This is a genomic window from Mesorhizobium sp. M1342 (assembly GCF_040317955.1).
Taxonomy (GTDB): domain Bacteria; phylum Pseudomonadota; class Alphaproteobacteria; order Rhizobiales; family Rhizobiaceae; genus Mesorhizobium.
The window spans coordinates 26738-44604 of record NZ_JAMYLI010000012.1; the positions used below are offsets into that span (position 1 = coordinate 26738).

Genomic DNA, 17867 nt, shown 5'->3' on the forward strand with positions numbered 1-17867 from the left:
TAGAACGATGCTGCAGCCAAAGCGCACAAAGTTCCGCAAGCAGTTCAAGGGCCGTATCCATGGTACCGCAAAGGGCGGCACCAACCTGGATTTCGGTGGTTTCGGGCTGAAGGCGCTTGAGCCGAACCGCGTCACCGCACGTGAGATCGAGGCGGCCCGCCGCGCGATCACGCGTGAAATGAAGCGCGCTGGTCGCGTCTGGATCCGTATTTTCCCGGACGTGCCGGTCACTTCGAAGCCGACCGAAGTCCGCATGGGTAAGGGCAAGGGTGCGGTCGACTACTGGGCGGCGCGCGTCAAGCCGGGCCGTATCATGTTCGAGATCGACGGCGTCAATGAAGAAACCGCCCGTGAGGCACTGCGTCTCGGCGCGGCCAAGCTCTCGGTCAAGACGCGCTTCGTGCAGCGCATCGCAGAATAAGGACGGGCTGATCATGAAAGCCGAAGACATCCGGACCAAGACCCAGGACCAGCTGACCGACGACCTGGCCAGCCTGAAGAAGGAGCAGTTCAACCTGCGCTTCCAGAAGGCCACCGGCCAGCTCGAGAAGACCGCGCGCGTGAGACAGGTCCGTAAGGATATTGCGCGTATCAAGACCATCGCTGCGGAAAAGTCCGCGGCTAAGAAGGCTTAAGGACGAAAACCATGCCAAAGCGCATTCTGCAGGGCACCGTCGTCAGCGACAAGAACGAGAAGACGGTTGTCGTCAAGGTCGAACGGCGCTTCACGCATCCCGTGATGAAGAAGACCGTGCGCATGACCAAGAAGTACAAGGCGCACGACGAGAACAACGCCCACAAGGTAGGCGATCAGGTGTTCATCCAGGAATCGAAGCCGATTTCCAAGGACAAGCGCTGGATCGTCGTGTCTTCGGACCAAGCCTGACCTCGGGCGTAAACAACGAATTTTGGACAGACCGGGGAGGGGCTTTGAGCCCATCCCGTTAGAAGAGAAGAAGGCGGCCAGTCATGATTCAGATGCAAACAAACCTCGACGTCGCGGATAATTCCGGCGCCCGTCGTGTCATGTGCATCAAGGTGCTGGGCGGCTCGAAGCGGAAATACGCTTCCGTGGGCGACATCATCGTGGTGTCGATCAAGGAAGCCATTCCGCGCGGCCGCGTGAAGAAGGGCGATGTGATGAAGGCGGTCGTGGTTCGCACGGCCAAGGACATCCGCCGCCCGGACGGCAGCGTGATCCGTTTCGACAAGAACGCGGCCGTTCTCGTCGACAACAAGAAAGAGCCGATCGGCACGCGTATCTTCGGACCGGTTCCGCGCGAACTCCGCGCCAAGAACCACATGAAGATCATCTCGCTCGCGCCTGAAGTGCTGTAAGGAGCCGGACCAATGCAAAAGATTAGAAAAGGCGACAAGGTCGTCGTGCTGGCCGGCAAGGACAAGGGCCGTTCGGGCGAAGTCCTCTCGGTGCAGCCGAAGGAAGACACCGCGCTGGTGCGCGGCGTCAACATGATCCGCCGTCACCAGAAGCAGTCCCAGTCCCAAGAGGGCGGGATCATCACCAAGGAAGCGCCGATCCAGCTGTCGAACATCGCGCTGGCCGACCCCAAGGATGGCAAGCCGACCCGCGTCGGCTTCATCTTCCAGAAGGACGGCAAGAAGGTGCGCGTCGCCAAGCGCTCGGGAGAAGTCATCAATGGCTAAGGCTCAAACCACGAAGCCCAAGGCTGAAAGCAAACAGTCCAAGGCTCAGAACACGCCGCGCCTCAAGCAGGTCTACAACGAGACCATCCGCAAGGCGCTGCAGGAACAGTTCGGCTACGACAACGAGATGCAGGTTCCGCGCATCGACAAGATCGTGCTGAACATGGGCGTTGGCGAAGCGACCGCCGATTCGAAGAAGCCTTCGATCGCGGCCGAAGACCTGGCGATGATCGCCGGCCAGAAGGCCGTCGTCACCCGCGCCCGCAATTCGATCGCCGGCTTCAAGGTCCGCGAGAAGATGCCGATCGGTGCCAAGGTCACGTTGCGCAAGGAACGCATGTACGAGTTCCTCGACCGCCTCGTGAACATCGCACTGCCGCGCGTCCGCGACTTTCGCGGACTGAATCCGAAGAGCTTCGATGGCCGTGGCAACTACGCCATGGGCATCAAGGAACACATCGTGTTCCCGGAGATCAACTACGACAAGGTTGATCAGATCTGGGGCATGGACGTCATCGTTTGTACGACTGCGAAGACGGACGACGAAGCCAGGGCATTGCTCAAGGCCTTCAACTTCCCCTTCCGCCAGTAACGGCAGCGAGAAAAGGAAAAATCTGAAATGGCAAAGACCAGCTCAGTCGAGAAGAACAACAGGCGCCGCAAGCTTGCCGACCAGTACGGTCCCAAGCGGGCTGCGCTCAAGGCGATCATCATGGATCAGTCCAAGCCGATGGAAGAGCGCTTCCGCGCTCAGCTCAAGCTTGCCGCCATGCCGCGCAACTCGGCCAAGATCCGCATCCGCAACCGCTGCGAAGTCACCGGCCGTCCGCGCGCCTACTATCGCAAGCTCAAAGTATCGCGCATCGCGCTTCGTGATCTCGGCAATAACGGCCAGATCCCGGGCCTGGTCAAGTCGAGCTGGTAAGGAGGACATAACATGTCATTGAGCGATCCTCTCGGCGATATGCTGACCCGCATCCGCAACGCGTATGGCCGCAAGAAGTCGAGCGTTTCGACGCCGGCTTCGCGTCTGCGCACCCGCGTCCTCGACGTGCTGAAGGCTGAAGGCTATATCCGCGATTACAGCCAGACCGACTTCGACAACGGCAAGTCCGAAATCGAGATCGAGCTGAAGTATTTCGACGGCGCGCCGGTCGTGCGCGAAATCGCCCGCGTCTCGAAGCCAGGCCGCCGCGTCTATGTTTCGGCCAAGTCGATTCCGCAGGTCGCCAACGGCCTCGGCATCGCCATCCTTTCGACACCGAAGGGCGTGATGGCCGACCACGAAGCACGTGAACAGAACGTCGGCGGTGAGATCCTCTGCCAGATCTTCTGATCTGGCAGTTGACCGCAAAGTGGAATCCGGTCTTCGGATCGTTCCCGAAGACAGAGACCTGAAACAAGAGAAGTGACGAGGACAACAAAATGTCTCGTATTGGAAAGAAACCCGTTTCGCTGCCGCAGGGCGTGACCGCGACCGTCAACGGCCAGACCGTGACGGCGAAGGGCCCCAAGGGTGAGCTGAAGTTCGTGGTGAACGACGAAGTCCTGGTCAAGATGGAAGGCAGCGAGATCGCTGTCCAGCCGCGCGACCAGACCAAGACCGCCCGCTCCAAGTGGGGCATGTCGCGCACGCAGATCGTCAACATCCTGCAGGGCGTCAAGGACGGTTTCGAGAAGAAGCTCGAGATCACCGGCGTCGGTTATCGCGCGGCACTTCAGGGCAAGAACCTGCAGCTGGCGCTTGGCTTCAGCCATGACGTCGTCTATGAGACGCCGGCCGGCATCACCATCACGGTGCCGAAGCCGACCGAAATCACCGTGGCCGGCATCGACAAGCAGCAGGTCGGCCAGGTTGCGGCCGAGATCCGCGAGTATCGTGGTCCGGAGCCCTACAAGGGCAAGGGCGTCCGCTATGCTGGCGAGAAGATCGTCCGCAAGGAAGGCAAGAAGAAGTAGTGGGCCTGGCCTCGAAAAGTCCAAGACTTTTCGGAAAAGGCCAAGCTGGGAAGTGTAACGCCGCGGGGAGCGGTCGCGGGAGGCGCTTTCGCCTGCCGCATATGGCGGCCCCCGTTTTTTGAAGGCAAGGAAGACCATCATGGGTACCAAGGAATCCACGCAGCGCCGCGCGCAGCGCGTCCGCCGTCAGATCAAGAAGGTCGCCGGCGAGCGCCCGCGTCTGTCGGTCCACCGCACGTCGAAGAACATCTACGTGCAGGTCATCGACGACGCCAAGGGCCACACCATCGCTGCCGCTTCGACGCTCGAGAAGGACCTCAAGGGTTCGCTCAAGACCGGCGCCGACACCGCCGCCGCCGCAGCGATCGGCAAGCTGATCGCCGAGCGCGCCACCAAGGCCGGCGTCAAGGAAGTCGTCTTCGACCGCGGCGCCTACATTTATCACGGCCGCGTCAAGGCGCTCGCCGAGGCTGCCCGCGAAGGTGGCTTGAGCTTTTAAGCATAGTCCCGAAAAGTTGCAGACTTTTCGGATAGGGATTATGCGAAGAAATTGATTTCGCCCCCGGTGACCGTTTCCCGATTTATTCGGGGCGAGGCACCGGATCTTATTAGCAACCGTGCTTCCGGAAAAAAACAAGGAACAGGATATGGCACAGGAACGTAGGGATGGCGGCCGCGGCCGCGATCGTGAAGAACGCGATGACGGCATGGTGGACAAGCTCGTCCACATCAACCGCGTCGCCAAGGTCGTCAAGGGCGGCCGTCGCTTCGGTTTTGCAGCACTCGTCGTCGTCGGCGACCAGAAGGGCCGCGTCGGCTTTGGTCACGGCAAGGCGCGCGAAGTGCCGGAAGCCATCCGCAAGGCAACTGAATCGGCCAAGCGCGACATGATCTTCGTGCCGCTGCGCTCGGGCCGTACGCTGCACCATGACGTCGAAGGACGCTGGGGCGCCGGACGCGTGCTGCTGCGCGCCGCCAAGCAAGGTACCGGCATCATCGCCGGTGGCCCGATGCGCGCTGTCTTCGAGACGCTCGGCATGCATGACGTGGTCGCCAAGTCGATGGGTTCGTCGAACCCCTACAACATGGTTCGCGCCACCTTCGACGCGCTGAAGAGCCAGATGCATCCCAAGGATGTGGCTGCTGCTCGCGGCATCAAGTATTCGACCCTTCAGGCCCGCCGCGGCACCGCCGTTGCGGCTGAAGAATAGTCGATCTGACCAGGGATTTTGACCATGGCCAAGAAAGCAACCAAGACCATCACCGTTGAGCAGATCGGTTCGCCGATCCGCCGTCCGAAGGAACAGCGCGCAACGCTGGTCGGCCTCGGCCTCAACAAGATGCACAAGCAGCGCACGCTGGAAGATACGCCCTCCGTGCGCGGCATGATCGCTGCCGTCCAGCATCTCGTCCGCGTCGTGGACGAGGGCTGAGCCAGAGCGCAGGAGAACTCAGATGAAACTCAACGATCTGCGTGACAAGGACGGCGCGACGCACTCCAAGAAGCGTCTCGGCCGTGGTATCGGCTCCGGCTCGGGCAAGACCGGCGGTCGCGGCGTCAAGGGCCAGAAGGCGCGCTCCGGCGTCGCCGTCAACGGTTTCGAGGGTGGCCAGATGCCGCTCTACCGGCGCCTGCCGAAGCGTGGCTTTAACAACATCTTCGCCAAGAGCTTCACTGTCGTGTCGCTGGCCCGCATTCAGGTGGCCATCGACGCCAAGAAGCTCGATGCCAAGGCGACCGTGACGGCTGAATCGCTGGTTGCCGCCGGCGTCATCCGCCGCGTCAAGGACGGCGTGCGCATCCTCTCGGATGGCGAGATCAAGGCGAAGCTCGCCTTTGACGTCGCCGGCGCCTCCAAGGCCGCGATCGAGAAGATCGAAAAGGCCGGCGGTTCGGTCAAGCTGCCGCAGGAAAAGGCAGCTGCCGAGTAACGGCAATTTGAAGCGCGATCGGCAAGAGTGGGATCCGTTTTTGCTCACGATTGCGCTTTGATCTGCTCAACGAGGCGGCCGCGTCAACGCGGCCGCTTGCATGTTTAGAGCCCGGAGCTTATCTCGTGAGCTTCGGTGAAACGCGCCGCCTGACCTCAGGGCCATCAAGCGTTACCAAGCGGAGAATCAGGCATGGCTTCGGCTGCTGAACAATTAGCCTCGAATCTGAATTTCTCGGCCTTCGCCAAGGCGGAGGATTTGAAGAAGCGCATCTGGTTCACGATCGGCGCGCTGCTCGTCTATCGCCTCGGCACCTACATCCCGCTTCCTGGTATCAATCCCGACGCCTTCGCCCAGGCATTCTCTTCGCAGAGCAAGGGCGTGCTTGGCATGTTCAACATGTTCGCCGGCGGCGCCGTGCAGCGCATGGCGATCTTTGCGCTCGGCATCATGCCTTACATCTCCGCGTCCATCATCATGCAGCTGATGACCTCGGTCATCCCGTCACTGGAAGCGCTGAAGAAGGAAGGCGAACAGGGCCGCAAGGTCATCAACCAATACACGCGCTACGGCACCGTGCTGCTTGCGCTGGTTCAGGCCTATGGCATTTCTGTCGGTCTGGAAGGCGGCAACGGCATCGTCAGCGATCCCGGCATGTTCTTCCGCATCTCGACCGTTGTCACGCTGGTCGGCGGCACCATGTTCCTGATGTGGCTGGGCGAGCAGATAACCGCGCGCGGCATCGGCAACGGCATTTCCCTGATCATCTTCTCCGGCATCGTCGCCGGCCTGCCGCACGCCATCTCCGGCACGCTGGAGCTTGGCCGCACCGGCGCGCTGTCGACCGGCCTGATCCTGGCGATCATCGTGCTGGCCGTCGTCGTCATCGCACTCATCGTGTTCTTCGAGCGCGCCCAGCGCCGCTTGCTGATCCAGTATCCGAAGCGCCAGGTCGGCAACCGCATGTTCCAGGGCGATACCTCGCATCTGCCGCTGAAGCTCAACACGTCGGGTGTCATTCCGCCGATCTTCGCCTCGTCGCTGCTGTTGCTGCCGGCCACCGTCGCGGGTTTCTCGCAGACGACCAACATGCCGGCCTGGGCAAGCACCATTCTGGCTGCACTCGGACATGGCCAGCCGCTCTACATGGCATTCTATGCGGCGATGATCGCGTTCTTCGCTTTCTTCTACACTGCGATTGTCTTCAACCCGAAGGACACCGCCGACCAGCTCAAGAAGCATTCAGGCTTCATCCCGGGTTATCGTCCGGGCGAGCGCACCGCCGATTACATCGATTACGTTCTCACCCGCATCACCGTCGTCGGCGCCATCTATCTGGTGCTGGTGTGCCTGCTGCCGGAGTTCCTGATCTCGGCGACTGGCGTACCATTCTACCTTGGTGGCACATCGCTTCTGATCGTGGTCAGTGTCACGCTCGATACGGTTGCGCAGATTCAGGGCCACCTGATTGCGCACCAGTATGAAGGCCTGATCAAGAAGTCGAAGCTGCGCGGGGGGAAGAAAGCCAGATGAGGTTGATATTGCTTGGGCCGCCAGGAGCGGGCAAGGGGACGCAAGCACAAAGACTGGTAGAAAAACACGGCATACCCCAGCTCTCGACGGGCGACATGCTGCGTGCTGCCGTCCAGGCAGGCACCGAAGTCGGCAAGCGCGCCAAGGCGGTGATGGATGCCGGTGAACTGGTGTCCGATGCGATCGTCAACGCGATCGTCGCCGAGCGTATCGATCAGCCCGACTGCGCCAAGGGGTTCATCCTCGACGGCTATCCGCGGACCCTGGTGCAGGCGGATGCGGTCGAGCAGATGCTGTTGGATCGCTCCCAGGCCCTCGACGCCGTCATTGAGCTCGTGGTCGACGACAAGGCTCTGGTTGGCCGGATCGTCAAGCGCGCCGACGAGGCGCAGGCAGCCGGCCTTCCCGTTCGCAAGGACGACAACCCGACGGTGTTCGAAGAGCGCCTGAGGGAATACTACAAGAAGACGTCGCCGCTGATTGGCTACTACTATGCCAAGGGCAAGCTCCGCAGTGTCGACGGCATGGCCGATATCGACGCCGTGACGGAACAGATCGAAGCGGTGCTCAAGGACGCAGTGCGGGGAAATTAACGATTGCACTTGACGGAAGCGGTTCGCTGCGGTATGGCGGCCCGTCTTCCTATCAGGCATGAGCTTTGCTTGTCCGCAAGGGCAAGGCAGCCGCATTGAACTGGAAACTCCCGCATGGGCCGGCCTCCACCGGACGCGGGGCAACTTAAGACAGCGCCGTGCCCGCCTCGTTTTTGAGGATTGGCCGGCCCACATGGAGAAGGGAAGAACATGGCTCGTATAGCCGGCGTCAACATTCCGACCAACAAGCGCGTTGTCATTGCGCTTCAGTACATTCACGGCATTGGCAAGCGGTTCGCCCAGGAGATCGTCGACAAGGTCGGCATCCCGGCCGAGCGCCGCGTCAACCAGCTGACCGACGCGGAAGTGCTGCAGATCCGCGAAACCATCGACCGCGATTACCAGGTTGAAGGCGACCTGCGCCGCGAAGTCTCTATGAACATCAAGCGGCTCATGGACCTCGGCTGCTACCGCGGCCTGCGTCACCGCCGCTCGCTGCCGGTCCGCGGCCAGCGCACGCATACCAATGCGCGCACCCGCAAGGGCCCGGCCAAGTCGATCGCCGGCAAGAAGAAGTAATTTGTTAGGGGAATAAGGGAGTAGGGGAGTAAGGCAGTAGGGGAGTAAGGCAGTAGGGAATGCCCATCAATCGGGCCGCACTTTTCCCTACTCCCTTACTGCCCTATTCCCCTACTCCCTTACGAAGGTGGAGCCGCTGGCATTACGGCGGTGTAGAGATCAACTGAAAGGACTATCATGGCCAAGGAAGCCGCTCGTGTTCGCCGTCGCGAACGCAAGAATATCTCGTCGGGCGTTGCCCACGTCAATTCGACCTTCAACAACACGATGATCACCATCACCGACGCGCAGGGCAATTCGATTGCCTGGTCGTCGGCCGGTGCCCAGGGCTTCAAGGGTTCGCGCAAGTCGACCCCGTTCGCTGCCCAGATGGCTGCCGAGGATGTTGCCAAGAAGGCCCAGGAACACGGCATGCGCATGCTCGAAGTCGAGGTCTGCGGGCCCGGCTCCGGTCGTGAATCGGCATTGCGCGCCCTGCAGGCCGCCGGCTTCACCATCACGTCGATCCGTGATGTGACGCCGATCCCGCACAATGGCTGCCGCCCGCGCAAGAAGCGTCGCGTCTAAGCATTTATCGAACGCCGCGCGAGCGCCCTTGGGCGCTCCTCCGCGGCATTCCAGGTCGCCCGCCACGATTGGATGGTGGCGGGTCAACGGAAGGAAAGCATCATGATCCAGAAAAATTGGCAGGAACTGATCAAGCCGAACAAGATCGAGTTCTCGTCGAAGAAGAAGACGCTGACCACGCTGGTCGCCGAGCCTCTCGAGCGTGGCTTTGGCCTGACGCTGGGCAACGCGCTGCGCCGCGTGCTTCTGTCTTCGCTGCGCGGTGCGGCTGTTACCGCCGTGCAGATCGACGGCGTTCTGCATGAATTCTCGTCCATCGCCGGTGTGCGCGAGGACGTGACCGACATCGTCTTGAATATCAAGGAAATCGCCATCCGCATGGAAGGCGATGGTCCCAAGCGCATGGTCGTTCGCAAGCAGGGACCGGGTGCTGTTCTTGCCGGTGACATCCAGACGGTTGGCGACGTCGAGATCCTCAACCCCGACCACGTCATCTGCACGCTGGACGAAGGCGCTGAAATCCGCATGGAATTCACCGTCGACACCGGCAAGGGTTACGTGCCGGCCGACCGCAACCGCGCCGAAGACGCGCCGATCGGCTTGATCCCGGTCGACAGCCTTTATTCGCCGGTCAAGAAGGTCTCCTACAAGGTCGAGAACACCCGCGAGGGTCAGGTTCTCGACTATGACAAGCTGACCATGACGATCGACACCGACGGTTCGATCACCGGCGAGGACGCGGTGGCTTTCGCCGCCCGCATCCTGCAGGACCAGCTCGGCCTGTTCGTCAACTTCGACGAGCCGCAAAAGGAAGTCGCCGCCGAGGCCGTCACCGAGCTCGCCTTCAACCCGGCGCTGCTCAAGAAGGTCGACGAACTCGAGCTTTCGGTGCGTTCGGCCAACTGCCTGAAGAACGACAACATCGTCTATATCGGCGACCTGATCCAGAAGACCGAAGCCGAGATGCTCCGCACCCCGAACTTCGGCCGCAAGTCGCTGAACGAGATCAAGGAAGTCCTGGCGGCGATGGGCCTGCACCTCGGCATGGAAGTGCCGGACTGGCCGCCGGAAAATATCGAAGACCTCGCTAAGCGTTACGAAGACCAATATTGAGCATGAATTCCAAGGATCGGCGGCGTGGGCCGCTCGATCCGACGGTCATGCGGAAAACCATCAGAGGCCACGGCCTCTTGAACAACTGAAGAAGGAAAAGAGCCATGCGCCACGGTTTCAAAGGCCGTCGCTTCGCCCGAAGCATTAGCCATCGCAAGTCGATGTTCGCCAACCTCGCCGTGTCGCTGCTCGAGCACGAGCAGATCGTCACGACCTTGCCGAAGGCGAAGGACCTGCGTCCGATCGTCGAGAAGCTGGTGACGCTCGGCAAGCGCGGCGACCTGCACGCCCGCCGCCAGGTCATTGCGCAGATCGGCAATGAAGGCGTCGTCAAGCGTCTGTTCGATACCATCGCGCCGCGCTACGCCAACCGCAATGGCGGCTATCTGCGCATCATGAAGGCGGGCTTCCGTCACGGTGACAACGCCGCCATGGCTGTCATCGAGTTCGTCGATCGCGACGTCTCGGCCAAGGGCGCAGGCGACCGCGCTCGCATCGAAGCCGAAAGCGCTGACGCGGACGCCGCAGCCGCATAAGGCTCGGTTTTCCCAAATGACTTCAAAGGGGCCTGCGGGCCCCTTTTTTGTTTTCTGAAAGCAGCAAACCGCGGCGGAATCCGATTTCCTGGCTTGGCCCTGGGGTTTTGGCCCAAAATAGTCGGATTTCAGCGGCTTAGCCTTTCATTTTGCACAATCGTCGGGACAATGCCCCCGAACCTGCCTTGGAGGATTCGCGAATGCGCGCCAGAAGACTGCCCTTTGTTCTGCTTTTCGCCGTCATGGCGTTTGCGGCCGCACCGGTGGTCAGGCAAGCATTGGCCGAGGATACCAAGACGGATCCCGGCCTGTCCGATGTGCTGACCGAACTGCTGCATGGCGTGGAAGGCGAAAACGCCACGGCTGGGCCCGACAAGCGCGTACCCTTCGGCCGCGAGGAGGTGCAATTGTCCTTTGCGCCGCTGGTCAAGCAGACAGCCCCGGCGGTGGTCAACGTCTATGCCTCGCAGACCGCCAAGGTGACGTCGCCTTTCGACGGCGATCCGTTCTTCGAGGAATTCTTCGGCCGCTCGCAGCCGCGTGCGCAGTCTTCGCTCGGCTCCGGCGTGCTGGTCGATCCGACCGGCGTCGTGGTCACCAATTACCACGTCATCAAGGATGCCGACCGGGTCAAGGTGGCGACGGCGGACGGACGCGAGTTCGACAGCAAGGTGCTGCTCAAGGACGAGACACTCGACCTCGCCGTGCTCAAGATCACCTCGGACAAGCCGTTTCCGGTTATCGCCATCGGCGATTCCGACGCGCTTGAGGTCGGCGACCTGCTGCTGGCCATCGGCAACCCCTTCGGCGTCGGCCAAACCACCACCAGCGGCATCGTCTCGGCATTGGCCCGCAGCCATATCGGCGTCTCCGATTCCAGCTTCTTCATCCAGACCGACGCCGCCATCAATCCGGGCAATTCCGGCGGTGCGCTGATCAACATGGGCGGCCAGCTGGTGGGCATCAACACCGCCATCTACAGCCGCAGCGGTGGTTCGATCGGCATTGGCTTTGCCATTCCCTCGAATATGGTTCGCGCTTTTGCCGACGCGGCCAAGGCCGGGCTCGACTTCTTCGAGCGGCCCTATGTCGGCGCCGAGTTCGAAGCGGTGACGCCGCAGATCGCCGAATCGCTCGGCATGGAGAAGCCGACCGGTGCGCTGGTCTCGTCGGTCGAAGCGACCGGTCCGGCCGCCAAGGCAGGGCTCAAGCCCGGCGACGTGGTGCTGCAGCTCAACGGCAAGCCGGTCGAGAGCATCGAAGCGCTGGACTACCGGATGGCGACGCTGTCGATCGGTACCACCGCCAATTTCGCGGTTTTGACCAAGGGCCAGCAAGCGGCGATGGATATAGCGCTGGAGCGTGCTCCGGAAGGCATGAAGGCTGCCGAGGTGACGCTGCATGGCCGCAGCCCGTTTTCGGGCGCCAAGGTCGCGGAGCTGTCGCCCCGGCTCGCGCAGCGGCTTGGCCTGCGCACGGACATCAAGGGCGTCACCGTGGTCGACATCAACCGCGATTCTCCGGCCGCCGATTTCGGCTTCCAGCCGGGCGACATCGTGCGTGAGGTGAACGGCACCACCATCGATACCGCGGCGACCCTGGAGCTGGCGGCCAAGACGGATACGCGCTGGTGGCGCTTTACCGTCGAGCGCGGCGGGCAGATAATGCGTCAGGTGTTGCGTTATTAGGGCTGGGCTCCGTGCATTCGGGCTCATGCTCCAACGAAAAAGAAGTGCATGGCCGATCTGTTCAGCGTCGATGAACCGGAAAAGACCCCGCCCGGGCGGCCGCTGGCCGACAGGCTGCGGCCGAGAAACCTTGGCGAGGTCGTCGGCCAGGAGCATCTGACCGGCCCTGACGGCGCGCTGACCCGATTGATCGGTTCCGGCTCGCTCGGCTCGATGATCTTCTGGGGGCCGCCCGGCACCGGCAAGACCACCGTAGCGCGCCTGCTTGCCGGCGAAACCAGCCTGGCCTTCGAGCAGATATCGGCTGTCTTTTCCGGCGTCGCCGACCTGAAAAAGGTGTTCGAAGCGGCCAAATTGCGCCGCACCAATGGCCGCCAGACCTTGCTGTTCGTCGACGAGATCCATCGCTTCAACCGTGCCCAGCAAGACAGCTTTCTCCCGGTCATGGAGGACGGGACAGTCGTGCTGGTTGGCGCCACGACCGAAAACCCGTCCTTCGAACTGAATGCCGCTTTGTTGTCACGCGCGCGCGTTCTGGTCTTCCATTCGCTTGGCGAGGAGAGCATCTCCAAGCTGATGGTGCGGGCGGAGGAGACCGAGGGCAGGGCGCTGCCGCTCGACGACGAGGCGCGGGCCATGCTCATCCGCATGAGCGATGGCGACGGCCGGGCGTCGCTGACGCTCGCGGAAGAAGTCTGGCGGGCAGCCAAACCCGGCGAGGTCTTCGATCCCGAGGGTCTGCAGCGCATCGTCCAGCGCCGCGCTCCGATCTACGACAAGGGCCAGGACGGCCATTACAATCTGATCTCGGCGCTGCACAAATCGGTACGCGGTTCAGACCCTGACGCGGCTCTCTACTATCTCGCACGCATGTTCGATGCGGGCGAGGATCCACTCTATCTAGGCCGCCGGCTGGTGCGCATGGCCATGGAAGACATCGGCCTTGCCGACCCGCAGGCGCTTGTCGTCGCCAATGCCGCCAAGGATGCCTACGACTATCTCGGCTCGCCCGAGGGCGAGCTGGCTTTTGCCGAGGCCACCGTCTATCTCGCCACCGCGCCCAAATCCAACGCCGTCTACAATGCTTTCAAGGCCGCCACGCGGGCCGCCAAGGAACACGGCTCGCTGCTGCCGCCCAAGCACATCCTCAACGCGCCGACAAAGCTGATGAAAGCGGAGGATTACGGCGCCGGCTATCGTTACGACCATGACGAGCCGGACGCCTTTTCGGGGCAGGATTATTTTCCGGAGAAGATGGGCCGCCAGACCTTCTATGATCCGCCCGAGCGCGGCTTCGAGCGCGATATCAGGAAGCGGCTCGACTATTGGGCGAAGCTGCGCAAGGAGCGGGAATAGCGGGTTTGCGTGAGGCCGTTGACCAGATCCGCCAGGCAGCCAGCCGGCCACGATAGCAGGGCCGTTGTGTGGTAACCCAAAAAACCTTATCAAGGCGCACGGCCGGGCGGTGGCCGTTGCCTTGATTTGGGCACCTCATTCGCAACAGGATCGCGCTTCGCGCGTGGAAAAATGACAAAAACCCTTCGCAAATCCCTTCGCAAGTTCGCCATTGCCATCCCGCTTCTCGCCCTTGGCTTCTATTTCATTCCCATCCTGACGACGATCTTCATCATCTGCGGCCTGATCGACGTGCTGCGCAACGACCGCAAGGATCTGTCGCTGTTCTCAGGCTATTTTCTCGGCAACGGCCTGTTCACCTGGCTGCTTTCGCCGTTCAATCTGCTGGTCGACCTCATGTGCTACAGAAATCCGGGCGTCTGGAAGCTGGAGCAGTTTCCCGCCGACTATCAGCGCGAGGTCAACGAGGTCCTGGACATCTTCAAAGCGCGCAAGGATGAGATCATTGCCGACATCGACGCCAATTTCGGCGCCGGCCGGCGCGGCATGTATGTCTACCAGTGGTACGGCAAGCACAGGATCGATAATGTCGCCGAGTTCAACAAGGATTTCAAATATATCAAGACCATAGCCGTTTCCGTCTTCAGCAAGCGCGAATCGACGTCCTGGCATTTCGGCCCGCTGCGGCTCAGCCTGCGCATCCTCTACAATCTGATCCCGGTGAAGTCGGAGATTTTCGTCGAGTGCGGCAACGTCAAGAATTACTGGTACGACAATCCGCTGTTCATCTTCGACGACACGCTGCTGCATCGCTCGGTCAACGAGTATGACGGCCGCCGCTACTGCGTGTTCATGGACATTATCAGGCCGTCTCCGGTTCCCCGTCTCATCGCGGGCATGCTCGCCATCGTCTCGGTCAGCGTCGAGCGCATCAATTCCATGTTCTACAAGAACTGGAAGATGATCGGCTCGACCAAGCCGAAAAATGCCGGGACGACCTGAGCTTTAGAGAACCGGCGCTGCCGGCGGCATTTGGGTGCTCCGCATGTGAGATTTGGCCCATCCTTGTGGCCGCTCATGCGCCGGAACGGCTCCTGGCTGCATGAACGGCGGCCCCGGGCTGACTTTGACAGTTCTGCCTCTCCCCTCCTGGCGGCTTCAAGTGACGAAGAACAGATCTCTCGGATTTTGGGCAACGACCTATGTGTGCACCGCTCTGCTGGGAGTTGCTCTTGCTCTCACCTATGTAGGGCTTGAACAGCCTGTCTATTACTGGGACTTCGCTGCCTATTTCGACACGTTCAGCCAGCAAGGCACGCTCTTGGTTCAGAGCCCTCTCGAATGGCTCAGCCACCTGAGAACCTCGATAGCCACGGATGACTACAGTGCGGCGATCCTGGTGCCGCTGATGCCGTTTCACATCATTTTTGGCGATTCGAGGTTTTCCTACATCGCCGGAACAGTCGCTGTTTATCTGGTCCCGACCGCTCTTCTCATCGGCAGAATAAGCTATCTGGAGGCGGCGACCGGAACATCTTCATGCCGAAGCTGGCTCACCGTATGGATTGCGGCCTTTCTCTACACGCCCTTCTGGGCGGCGACGCTCCGTGGGTTGCCTGACATTGCCGGCTGTTTCGCGCTTTGCGCGGCAACCTATTTTCTCTGGAAATCGAGGTTCCTGACCCATGAACCGGTGATCAGCGGAATACGTGTCGGCGTATGCCTGTGGTTGGCATTCGTGCTGCGCCGCTGGTACGCCTATCCCGTCATCGGGGTCGGAATTTCCGCAGCCTTCTTCTGTTTTCTGCAGGCGAAAGACCGGGACTTTCCGGCACTCCGCAATGCCGCCGTCGGGAGCCTGTGTGCGATCCTCGTGGTATCGGAGCCGCGCTGACCTTCCAGCAACCCCTGATCCTCAAGATACTGGGAACCAGCTATGGCGACCTTTACAGCGGATACAAGACAAACTTCGGTTCACAGCTTGGCCAGGTAGGATCGCGGCTCAGCTATGTGAACTGGCTGTTGATCGTATTTGGCCTTTACATCTCCATCATACGCCGAAAAACAGATTTTCCCTGTTCTGTGCCGTTGCTTCGGCACTCACCTTCGTCCTCTTCACCCGCATGCAGGACCCGGATCGCCATCATTCGGTGCCAGTATTTCTTTGGCTCTTTCCTGCCTACGCCCAGGCAATCGTTGCGATCGTTTCGATGCCGGCACTGAGATCGCTATGGTCGAACGCCGCGATAGCCGTTGCCGCCGGGCTGGCGTTTTTCGGTACTTTTTTCCCGACTGGCCGCCAGGTGCTGTCACCGATCAGCTACGTCTTTGCCAGCGAAGCCACGCTCCCGCTGCACCTCGACAATCTTCCAGAATACAGGCGCCTTATCGATGACCTTCTTGGAAAGATGGGACCTGAGGACCGGTTGTCGGTGTTTGCATCCAGCGGGATGATGAGCGATTCATTGCTGTATGAAATGGACAAGGACCTTTACCCTCGCATCGAGTGGGCTTGTCAGGTCGATAGTCGCGATCGATTCAGACCGGCGACGTTGAAGTCCAAATACGTTGTCGTGACCGACCCGCCCGTTATCCATCTGCAGCCGGGCGCGCAGCTCTGTGTCTCGATACCGGACCAATACATTGTCGAGGGCAAAGGCATCGCCGCAGCATACAGGCGCATCGCGGCGTACCAGCTGTCCGGCGACGTCAAGGGCTACCTCTACGAACAGGTGCGCCCAATCGGCAAAGCGGAGATCGATGACCTCTATAACGAGTTCAGGAAAAAATATCCGAGATGGGCAACGCCTGAGTGGTGACGAACTCGGCCGATCCGTGCGGTTGCGCGCGCAACAAGGGATTGACCGGGCAGCCGTGCGGGGGCAGTAAACGGTCATGTTCAATCTGCTTCTCGTCGTCGTCGGTGGCGGCATCGGTGCCGGAATTCGTCACCTCACCAACATCGGCGCATTGCGCCTTGTCGGCCCAAACTATCCCTGGGGCACGATGGCCATCAACGTCATCGGCTCCTTCGCCATGGGGCTGTTCATCGCCTCCATGATGCGCCGTGGCGGATCGAACGAGGTCAGGCTGTTCGTTGCTACCGGCATTCTTGGCGGCTTCACCACCTTCTCCGCCTTTTCGCTCGATTTCGCGACGCTGTGGGAGCGGGGAGCCACGCTGCCTGCACTGGCTTATGCCCTTGCCAGCGTCGTTGGCGCCATTATCGCCCTGTTTCTGGGACTTTGGCTCGCAAGAAGCCTGCCTTAGTGCTATTGCCGCGCCAAGAACAGGCCGAGCTTCGCTCGGGAAACGGATAAGCGACAAAAAACATGGCAGGCGTTGAACAGATCACGGTGGAGGCCGGCGAGGCGGGCATGCGGCTCGACCGCTGGTTCAAGACCCATTTCCCGGGCCTTGGTTTCGGCCATTTGCAGAAGCTTCTGCGCTCCGGCCAGATCCGTGTCGACGGCGGCCGGGTCAAGGCCGACACCCGTGTCGAGCCCGGCCAGATGGTTCGCGTCCCACCGCTCGAGGTCGACAAGAAGGGCGAGAGTGCGCTGACCGGCCACTCGATCCGCAACCAGGGCGATGCCGATGTTCTCGCCAAGATGCTGATCCATGAGGACCCTAAGGTTTTCGTCTTCAACAAGCCGGCGGGCCTTGCGGTGCAGGGCGGCTCGGGCGTCACCCGCAATGTCGACGACATGCTGGAAGCCTGGCGCAACCAGAAGGGCGAGAAGCCCAGATTGGTTCACAGGCTCGACCGCGACACTTCGGGTGTTCTGGTCGTCGCCCGTAGCCGGCTGGCCGCCATGAAGCTCTCGGAAGCGTTTCGCGCCCGCGAGACCAAGAAGACCTATTGGGCGCTGGTTAAGGGCGTGCCGCCCAAGCGCGAGGACAAGATCTCGACCTGGCTGATCAAGGAGCCGACGCCGGACGGTGACCGCGTGCGGGTCGCCGCGCATGGTGAAAAGGGCGCCGACCACGCTGTGTCCTACTACCGCATCATCGAGCAGGCGGCGCAGACGATGACCTGGCTGGAGATGGAGCCTTATACCGGCCGCACCCACCAGCTTCGCGTTCATGCCGCCCACATCGGCTGTCCGATCCTGGGCGATCCGAAATATTTCGAGGCCGACACCAACTGGGACTTTCCCGGCGGCATTCAAAACCGCCTGCATCTGCATGCGCGCCGCATCATCATTCCGCATCCCGACAAGGGCGTCATCGATGTCACCGCGCCAATGCCGCCGCACATGCGACAGAGCTGGAACCTGATCGGCTTCGACGACGCCAGCGCGGAGGACTGATCGTGAGCGGCGCCACCGACGGGCTCGCCACCG

Annotated in this window: 26 protein-coding genes; all 26 read left to right on the forward strand. The window is 61.3% G+C overall.

Annotation, left to right across the window (positions count from 1 at the left end; all coding sequences use genetic code 11):
- Positions 1-7: 7 nt before the first annotated feature.
- The 26 genes from rplP to NKH06_RS14250 all read left to right on the forward strand — a co-directional run bounded on the left by rplP (position 8) and on the right by NKH06_RS14250 (position 17834).
- The gene (rplP, locus tag NKH06_RS14125; protein ID WP_013531427.1) at positions 8-421 is read left to right on the forward strand and encodes a 50S ribosomal protein L16; all 414 of its coding nucleotides are present in this window, start codon (positions 8-10) and stop codon (positions 419-421) included.
- A gap of 13 nt (positions 422-434) precedes the next feature.
- Entirely contained in the window at positions 435-635 is a 201-nt protein-coding gene (gene rpmC / locus NKH06_RS14130; protein ID WP_006205459.1) for a 50S ribosomal protein L29, read from the forward strand.
- A gap of 11 nt (positions 636-646) precedes the next feature.
- Positions 647-886, forward strand: coding sequence for a 30S ribosomal protein S17 (rpsQ, locus tag NKH06_RS14135; RefSeq protein WP_010909280.1), 240 nt, complete (start codon positions 647-649; stop codon positions 884-886).
- Between the two features lie 83 nt (positions 887-969).
- A complete protein-coding gene (gene rplN / locus NKH06_RS14140; RefSeq protein ID WP_006205457.1) occupies positions 970-1338 on the forward strand; it encodes a 50S ribosomal protein L14 in 369 nt (122 codons plus the stop codon).
- Between the two features lie 12 nt (positions 1339-1350).
- On the forward strand, positions 1351-1665 hold the full coding sequence (gene rplX / locus NKH06_RS14145) for a 50S ribosomal protein L24 (RefSeq protein WP_013531428.1): 315 nt from the start codon (positions 1351-1353) through the stop codon (positions 1663-1665).
- On the forward strand, positions 1658-2257 hold the full coding sequence (gene rplE / locus NKH06_RS14150; RefSeq protein ID WP_013531429.1) for a 50S ribosomal protein L5: 600 nt from the start codon (positions 1658-1660) through the stop codon (positions 2255-2257). Before rplX ends, rplE begins: the two co-directional genes overlap by 8 nt.
- 27 nt (positions 2258-2284) lie before the next feature.
- The gene (gene rpsN / locus NKH06_RS14155; RefSeq protein ID WP_013895695.1) at positions 2285-2590 is read left to right on the forward strand and encodes a 30S ribosomal protein S14; all 306 of its coding nucleotides are present in this window, start codon (positions 2285-2287) and stop codon (positions 2588-2590) included.
- A gap of 12 nt (positions 2591-2602) precedes the next feature.
- Positions 2603-3001, forward strand: a complete 399-nt coding sequence (gene rpsH, locus NKH06_RS14160) for a 30S ribosomal protein S8 (RefSeq protein WP_013531431.1) — start codon at positions 2603-2605, stop codon at positions 2999-3001.
- Between the two features lie 89 nt (positions 3002-3090).
- A complete protein-coding gene (rplF, locus tag NKH06_RS14165) occupies positions 3091-3624 on the forward strand; it encodes a 50S ribosomal protein L6 (protein WP_013895694.1) in 534 nt (177 codons plus the stop codon).
- Positions 3625-3763: 139 nt separating this feature from the next.
- Positions 3764-4123 carry a 50S ribosomal protein L18 gene (gene rplR, locus NKH06_RS14170; protein ID WP_027038735.1) on the forward strand — a complete coding sequence of 120 codons (360 nt, stop codon included), beginning with the start codon at positions 3764-3766 and terminating at the stop codon, positions 4121-4123.
- 148 nt (positions 4124-4271) lie between these two features.
- A complete protein-coding gene (gene rpsE, locus NKH06_RS14175) occupies positions 4272-4835 on the forward strand; it encodes a 30S ribosomal protein S5 (protein ID WP_006333394.1) in 564 nt (187 codons plus the stop codon).
- A gap of 24 nt (positions 4836-4859) precedes the next feature.
- Positions 4860-5057, forward strand: coding sequence for a 50S ribosomal protein L30 (rpmD, locus tag NKH06_RS14180; protein WP_006205449.1), 198 nt, complete (start codon positions 4860-4862; stop codon positions 5055-5057).
- A 22-nt stretch (positions 5058-5079) separates the two neighbouring features.
- Positions 5080-5556: a 50S ribosomal protein L15 gene (rplO, locus tag NKH06_RS14185; RefSeq protein ID WP_352441553.1), complete on the forward strand. Its 477-nt coding sequence runs from the start codon at positions 5080-5082 to the stop codon at positions 5554-5556.
- A 192-nt stretch (positions 5557-5748) separates the two neighbouring features.
- Positions 5749-7089, forward strand: coding sequence for a preprotein translocase subunit SecY (gene secY, locus NKH06_RS14190; RefSeq protein WP_023812083.1), 1341 nt, complete (start codon positions 5749-5751; stop codon positions 7087-7089).
- Positions 7086-7682 carry an adenylate kinase gene (locus NKH06_RS14195; RefSeq protein WP_023812082.1) on the forward strand — a complete coding sequence of 199 codons (597 nt, stop codon included), beginning with the start codon at positions 7086-7088 and terminating at the stop codon, positions 7680-7682. Before secY ends, NKH06_RS14195 begins: the two co-directional genes overlap by 4 nt.
- Positions 7683-7892: 210 nt before the next feature.
- Positions 7893-8261, forward strand: a complete 369-nt coding sequence (gene rpsM / locus NKH06_RS14200) for a 30S ribosomal protein S13 (RefSeq protein WP_013531437.1) — start codon at positions 7893-7895, stop codon at positions 8259-8261.
- Between the two features lie 177 nt (positions 8262-8438).
- Positions 8439-8828, forward strand: coding sequence for a 30S ribosomal protein S11 (gene rpsK, locus NKH06_RS14205; protein WP_006205444.1), 390 nt, complete (start codon positions 8439-8441; stop codon positions 8826-8828).
- Between the two features lie 102 nt (positions 8829-8930).
- Positions 8931-9941 carry a DNA-directed RNA polymerase subunit alpha gene (locus NKH06_RS14210; protein ID WP_023812081.1) on the forward strand — a complete coding sequence of 337 codons (1011 nt, stop codon included), beginning with the start codon at positions 8931-8933 and terminating at the stop codon, positions 9939-9941.
- A 104-nt stretch (positions 9942-10045) separates the two neighbouring features.
- Complete coding sequence (gene rplQ / locus NKH06_RS14215) at positions 10046-10477, forward strand: 50S ribosomal protein L17 (protein ID WP_013531439.1); 432 nt, start codon at positions 10046-10048, stop codon at positions 10475-10477.
- Positions 10478-10677: 200 nt separating this feature from the next.
- Positions 10678-12165, forward strand: coding sequence for a DegQ family serine endoprotease (locus NKH06_RS14220; RefSeq protein WP_352441551.1), 1488 nt, complete (start codon positions 10678-10680; stop codon positions 12163-12165).
- A 48-nt stretch (positions 12166-12213) separates the two neighbouring features.
- Positions 12214-13521 carry a replication-associated recombination protein A gene (locus NKH06_RS14225; RefSeq protein WP_023812079.1) on the forward strand — a complete coding sequence of 436 codons (1308 nt, stop codon included), beginning with the start codon at positions 12214-12216 and terminating at the stop codon, positions 13519-13521.
- Between the two features lie 171 nt (positions 13522-13692).
- Positions 13693-14523 carry an aspartyl/asparaginyl beta-hydroxylase domain-containing protein gene (locus NKH06_RS14230; RefSeq protein ID WP_023812078.1) on the forward strand — a complete coding sequence of 277 codons (831 nt, stop codon included), beginning with the start codon at positions 13693-13695 and terminating at the stop codon, positions 14521-14523.
- A gap of 100 nt (positions 14524-14623) precedes the next feature.
- Positions 14624-15415, forward strand: coding sequence for a hypothetical protein (locus tag NKH06_RS14235; protein WP_245273249.1), 792 nt, complete (start codon positions 14624-14626; stop codon positions 15413-15415).
- 256 nt (positions 15416-15671) lie between these two features.
- The gene (locus tag NKH06_RS14240; protein WP_245273248.1) at positions 15672-16340 is read left to right on the forward strand and encodes a hypothetical protein; all 669 of its coding nucleotides are present in this window, start codon (positions 15672-15674) and stop codon (positions 16338-16340) included.
- 76 nt (positions 16341-16416) lie between these two features.
- Positions 16417-16791 (forward strand): fluoride efflux transporter CrcB, encoded by a 375-nt coding sequence (gene crcB, locus NKH06_RS14245; RefSeq protein WP_023812077.1) that lies wholly within the window; start codon positions 16417-16419, stop codon positions 16789-16791.
- A 62-nt stretch (positions 16792-16853) separates the two neighbouring features.
- The gene (locus tag NKH06_RS14250) at positions 16854-17834 is read left to right on the forward strand and encodes an RluA family pseudouridine synthase (protein WP_023812076.1); all 981 of its coding nucleotides are present in this window, start codon (positions 16854-16856) and stop codon (positions 17832-17834) included.
- The last annotated feature ends 33 nt before the right edge of the window (positions 17835-17867 follow it).

Bases quoted from the DNA above. Each gene is read 5' to 3' on its own strand.
- rplP (WP_013531427.1), top strand. From the start codon at position 8: ATGCTGCAGCCAAAGCGCACAAAGTTCCGCAAGCAGTTCAAGGGCCGT.
- rpmC (WP_006205459.1), top strand. From the start codon at position 435: ATGAAAGCCGAAGACATCCGGACCAAGACCCAGGACCAGCTGACCGAC.
- rpsQ (WP_010909280.1), top strand. From the start codon at position 647: ATGCCAAAGCGCATTCTGCAGGGCACCGTCGTCAGCGACAAGAACGAG.
- rplN (WP_006205457.1), top strand. From the start codon at position 970: ATGATTCAGATGCAAACAAACCTCGACGTCGCGGATAATTCCGGCGCC.
- rplX (WP_013531428.1), top strand. From the start codon at position 1,351: ATGCAAAAGATTAGAAAAGGCGACAAGGTCGTCGTGCTGGCCGGCAAG.
- rplE (WP_013531429.1), top strand. From the start codon at position 1,658: ATGGCTAAGGCTCAAACCACGAAGCCCAAGGCTGAAAGCAAACAGTCC.
- rpsN (WP_013895695.1), top strand. From the start codon at position 2,285: ATGGCAAAGACCAGCTCAGTCGAGAAGAACAACAGGCGCCGCAAGCTT.
- rpsH (WP_013531431.1), top strand. From the start codon at position 2,603: ATGTCATTGAGCGATCCTCTCGGCGATATGCTGACCCGCATCCGCAAC.
- rplF (WP_013895694.1), top strand. From the start codon at position 3,091: ATGTCTCGTATTGGAAAGAAACCCGTTTCGCTGCCGCAGGGCGTGACC.
- rplR (WP_027038735.1), top strand. From the start codon at position 3,764: ATGGGTACCAAGGAATCCACGCAGCGCCGCGCGCAGCGCGTCCGCCGT.
- rpsE (WP_006333394.1), top strand. From the start codon at position 4,272: ATGGCACAGGAACGTAGGGATGGCGGCCGCGGCCGCGATCGTGAAGAA.
- rpmD (WP_006205449.1), top strand. From the start codon at position 4,860: ATGGCCAAGAAAGCAACCAAGACCATCACCGTTGAGCAGATCGGTTCG.
- rplO (WP_352441553.1), top strand. From the start codon at position 5,080: ATGAAACTCAACGATCTGCGTGACAAGGACGGCGCGACGCACTCCAAG.
- secY (WP_023812083.1), top strand. From the start codon at position 5,749: ATGGCTTCGGCTGCTGAACAATTAGCCTCGAATCTGAATTTCTCGGCC.
- NKH06_RS14195 (WP_023812082.1), top strand. From the start codon at position 7,086: ATGAGGTTGATATTGCTTGGGCCGCCAGGAGCGGGCAAGGGGACGCAA.
- rpsM (WP_013531437.1), top strand. From the start codon at position 7,893: ATGGCTCGTATAGCCGGCGTCAACATTCCGACCAACAAGCGCGTTGTC.
- rpsK (WP_006205444.1), top strand. From the start codon at position 8,439: ATGGCCAAGGAAGCCGCTCGTGTTCGCCGTCGCGAACGCAAGAATATC.
- NKH06_RS14210 (WP_023812081.1), top strand. From the start codon at position 8,931: ATGATCCAGAAAAATTGGCAGGAACTGATCAAGCCGAACAAGATCGAG.
- rplQ (WP_013531439.1), top strand. From the start codon at position 10,046: ATGCGCCACGGTTTCAAAGGCCGTCGCTTCGCCCGAAGCATTAGCCAT.
- NKH06_RS14220 (WP_352441551.1), top strand. From the start codon at position 10,678: ATGCGCGCCAGAAGACTGCCCTTTGTTCTGCTTTTCGCCGTCATGGCG.
- NKH06_RS14225 (WP_023812079.1), top strand. From the start codon at position 12,214: ATGGCCGATCTGTTCAGCGTCGATGAACCGGAAAAGACCCCGCCCGGG.
- NKH06_RS14230 (WP_023812078.1), top strand. From the start codon at position 13,693: ATGACAAAAACCCTTCGCAAATCCCTTCGCAAGTTCGCCATTGCCATC.
- NKH06_RS14235 (WP_245273249.1), top strand. From the start codon at position 14,624: ATGAACGGCGGCCCCGGGCTGACTTTGACAGTTCTGCCTCTCCCCTCC.
- crcB (WP_023812077.1), top strand. From the start codon at position 16,417: ATGTTCAATCTGCTTCTCGTCGTCGTCGGTGGCGGCATCGGTGCCGGA.
- NKH06_RS14250 (WP_023812076.1), top strand. From the start codon at position 16,854: ATGGCAGGCGTTGAACAGATCACGGTGGAGGCCGGCGAGGCGGGCATG.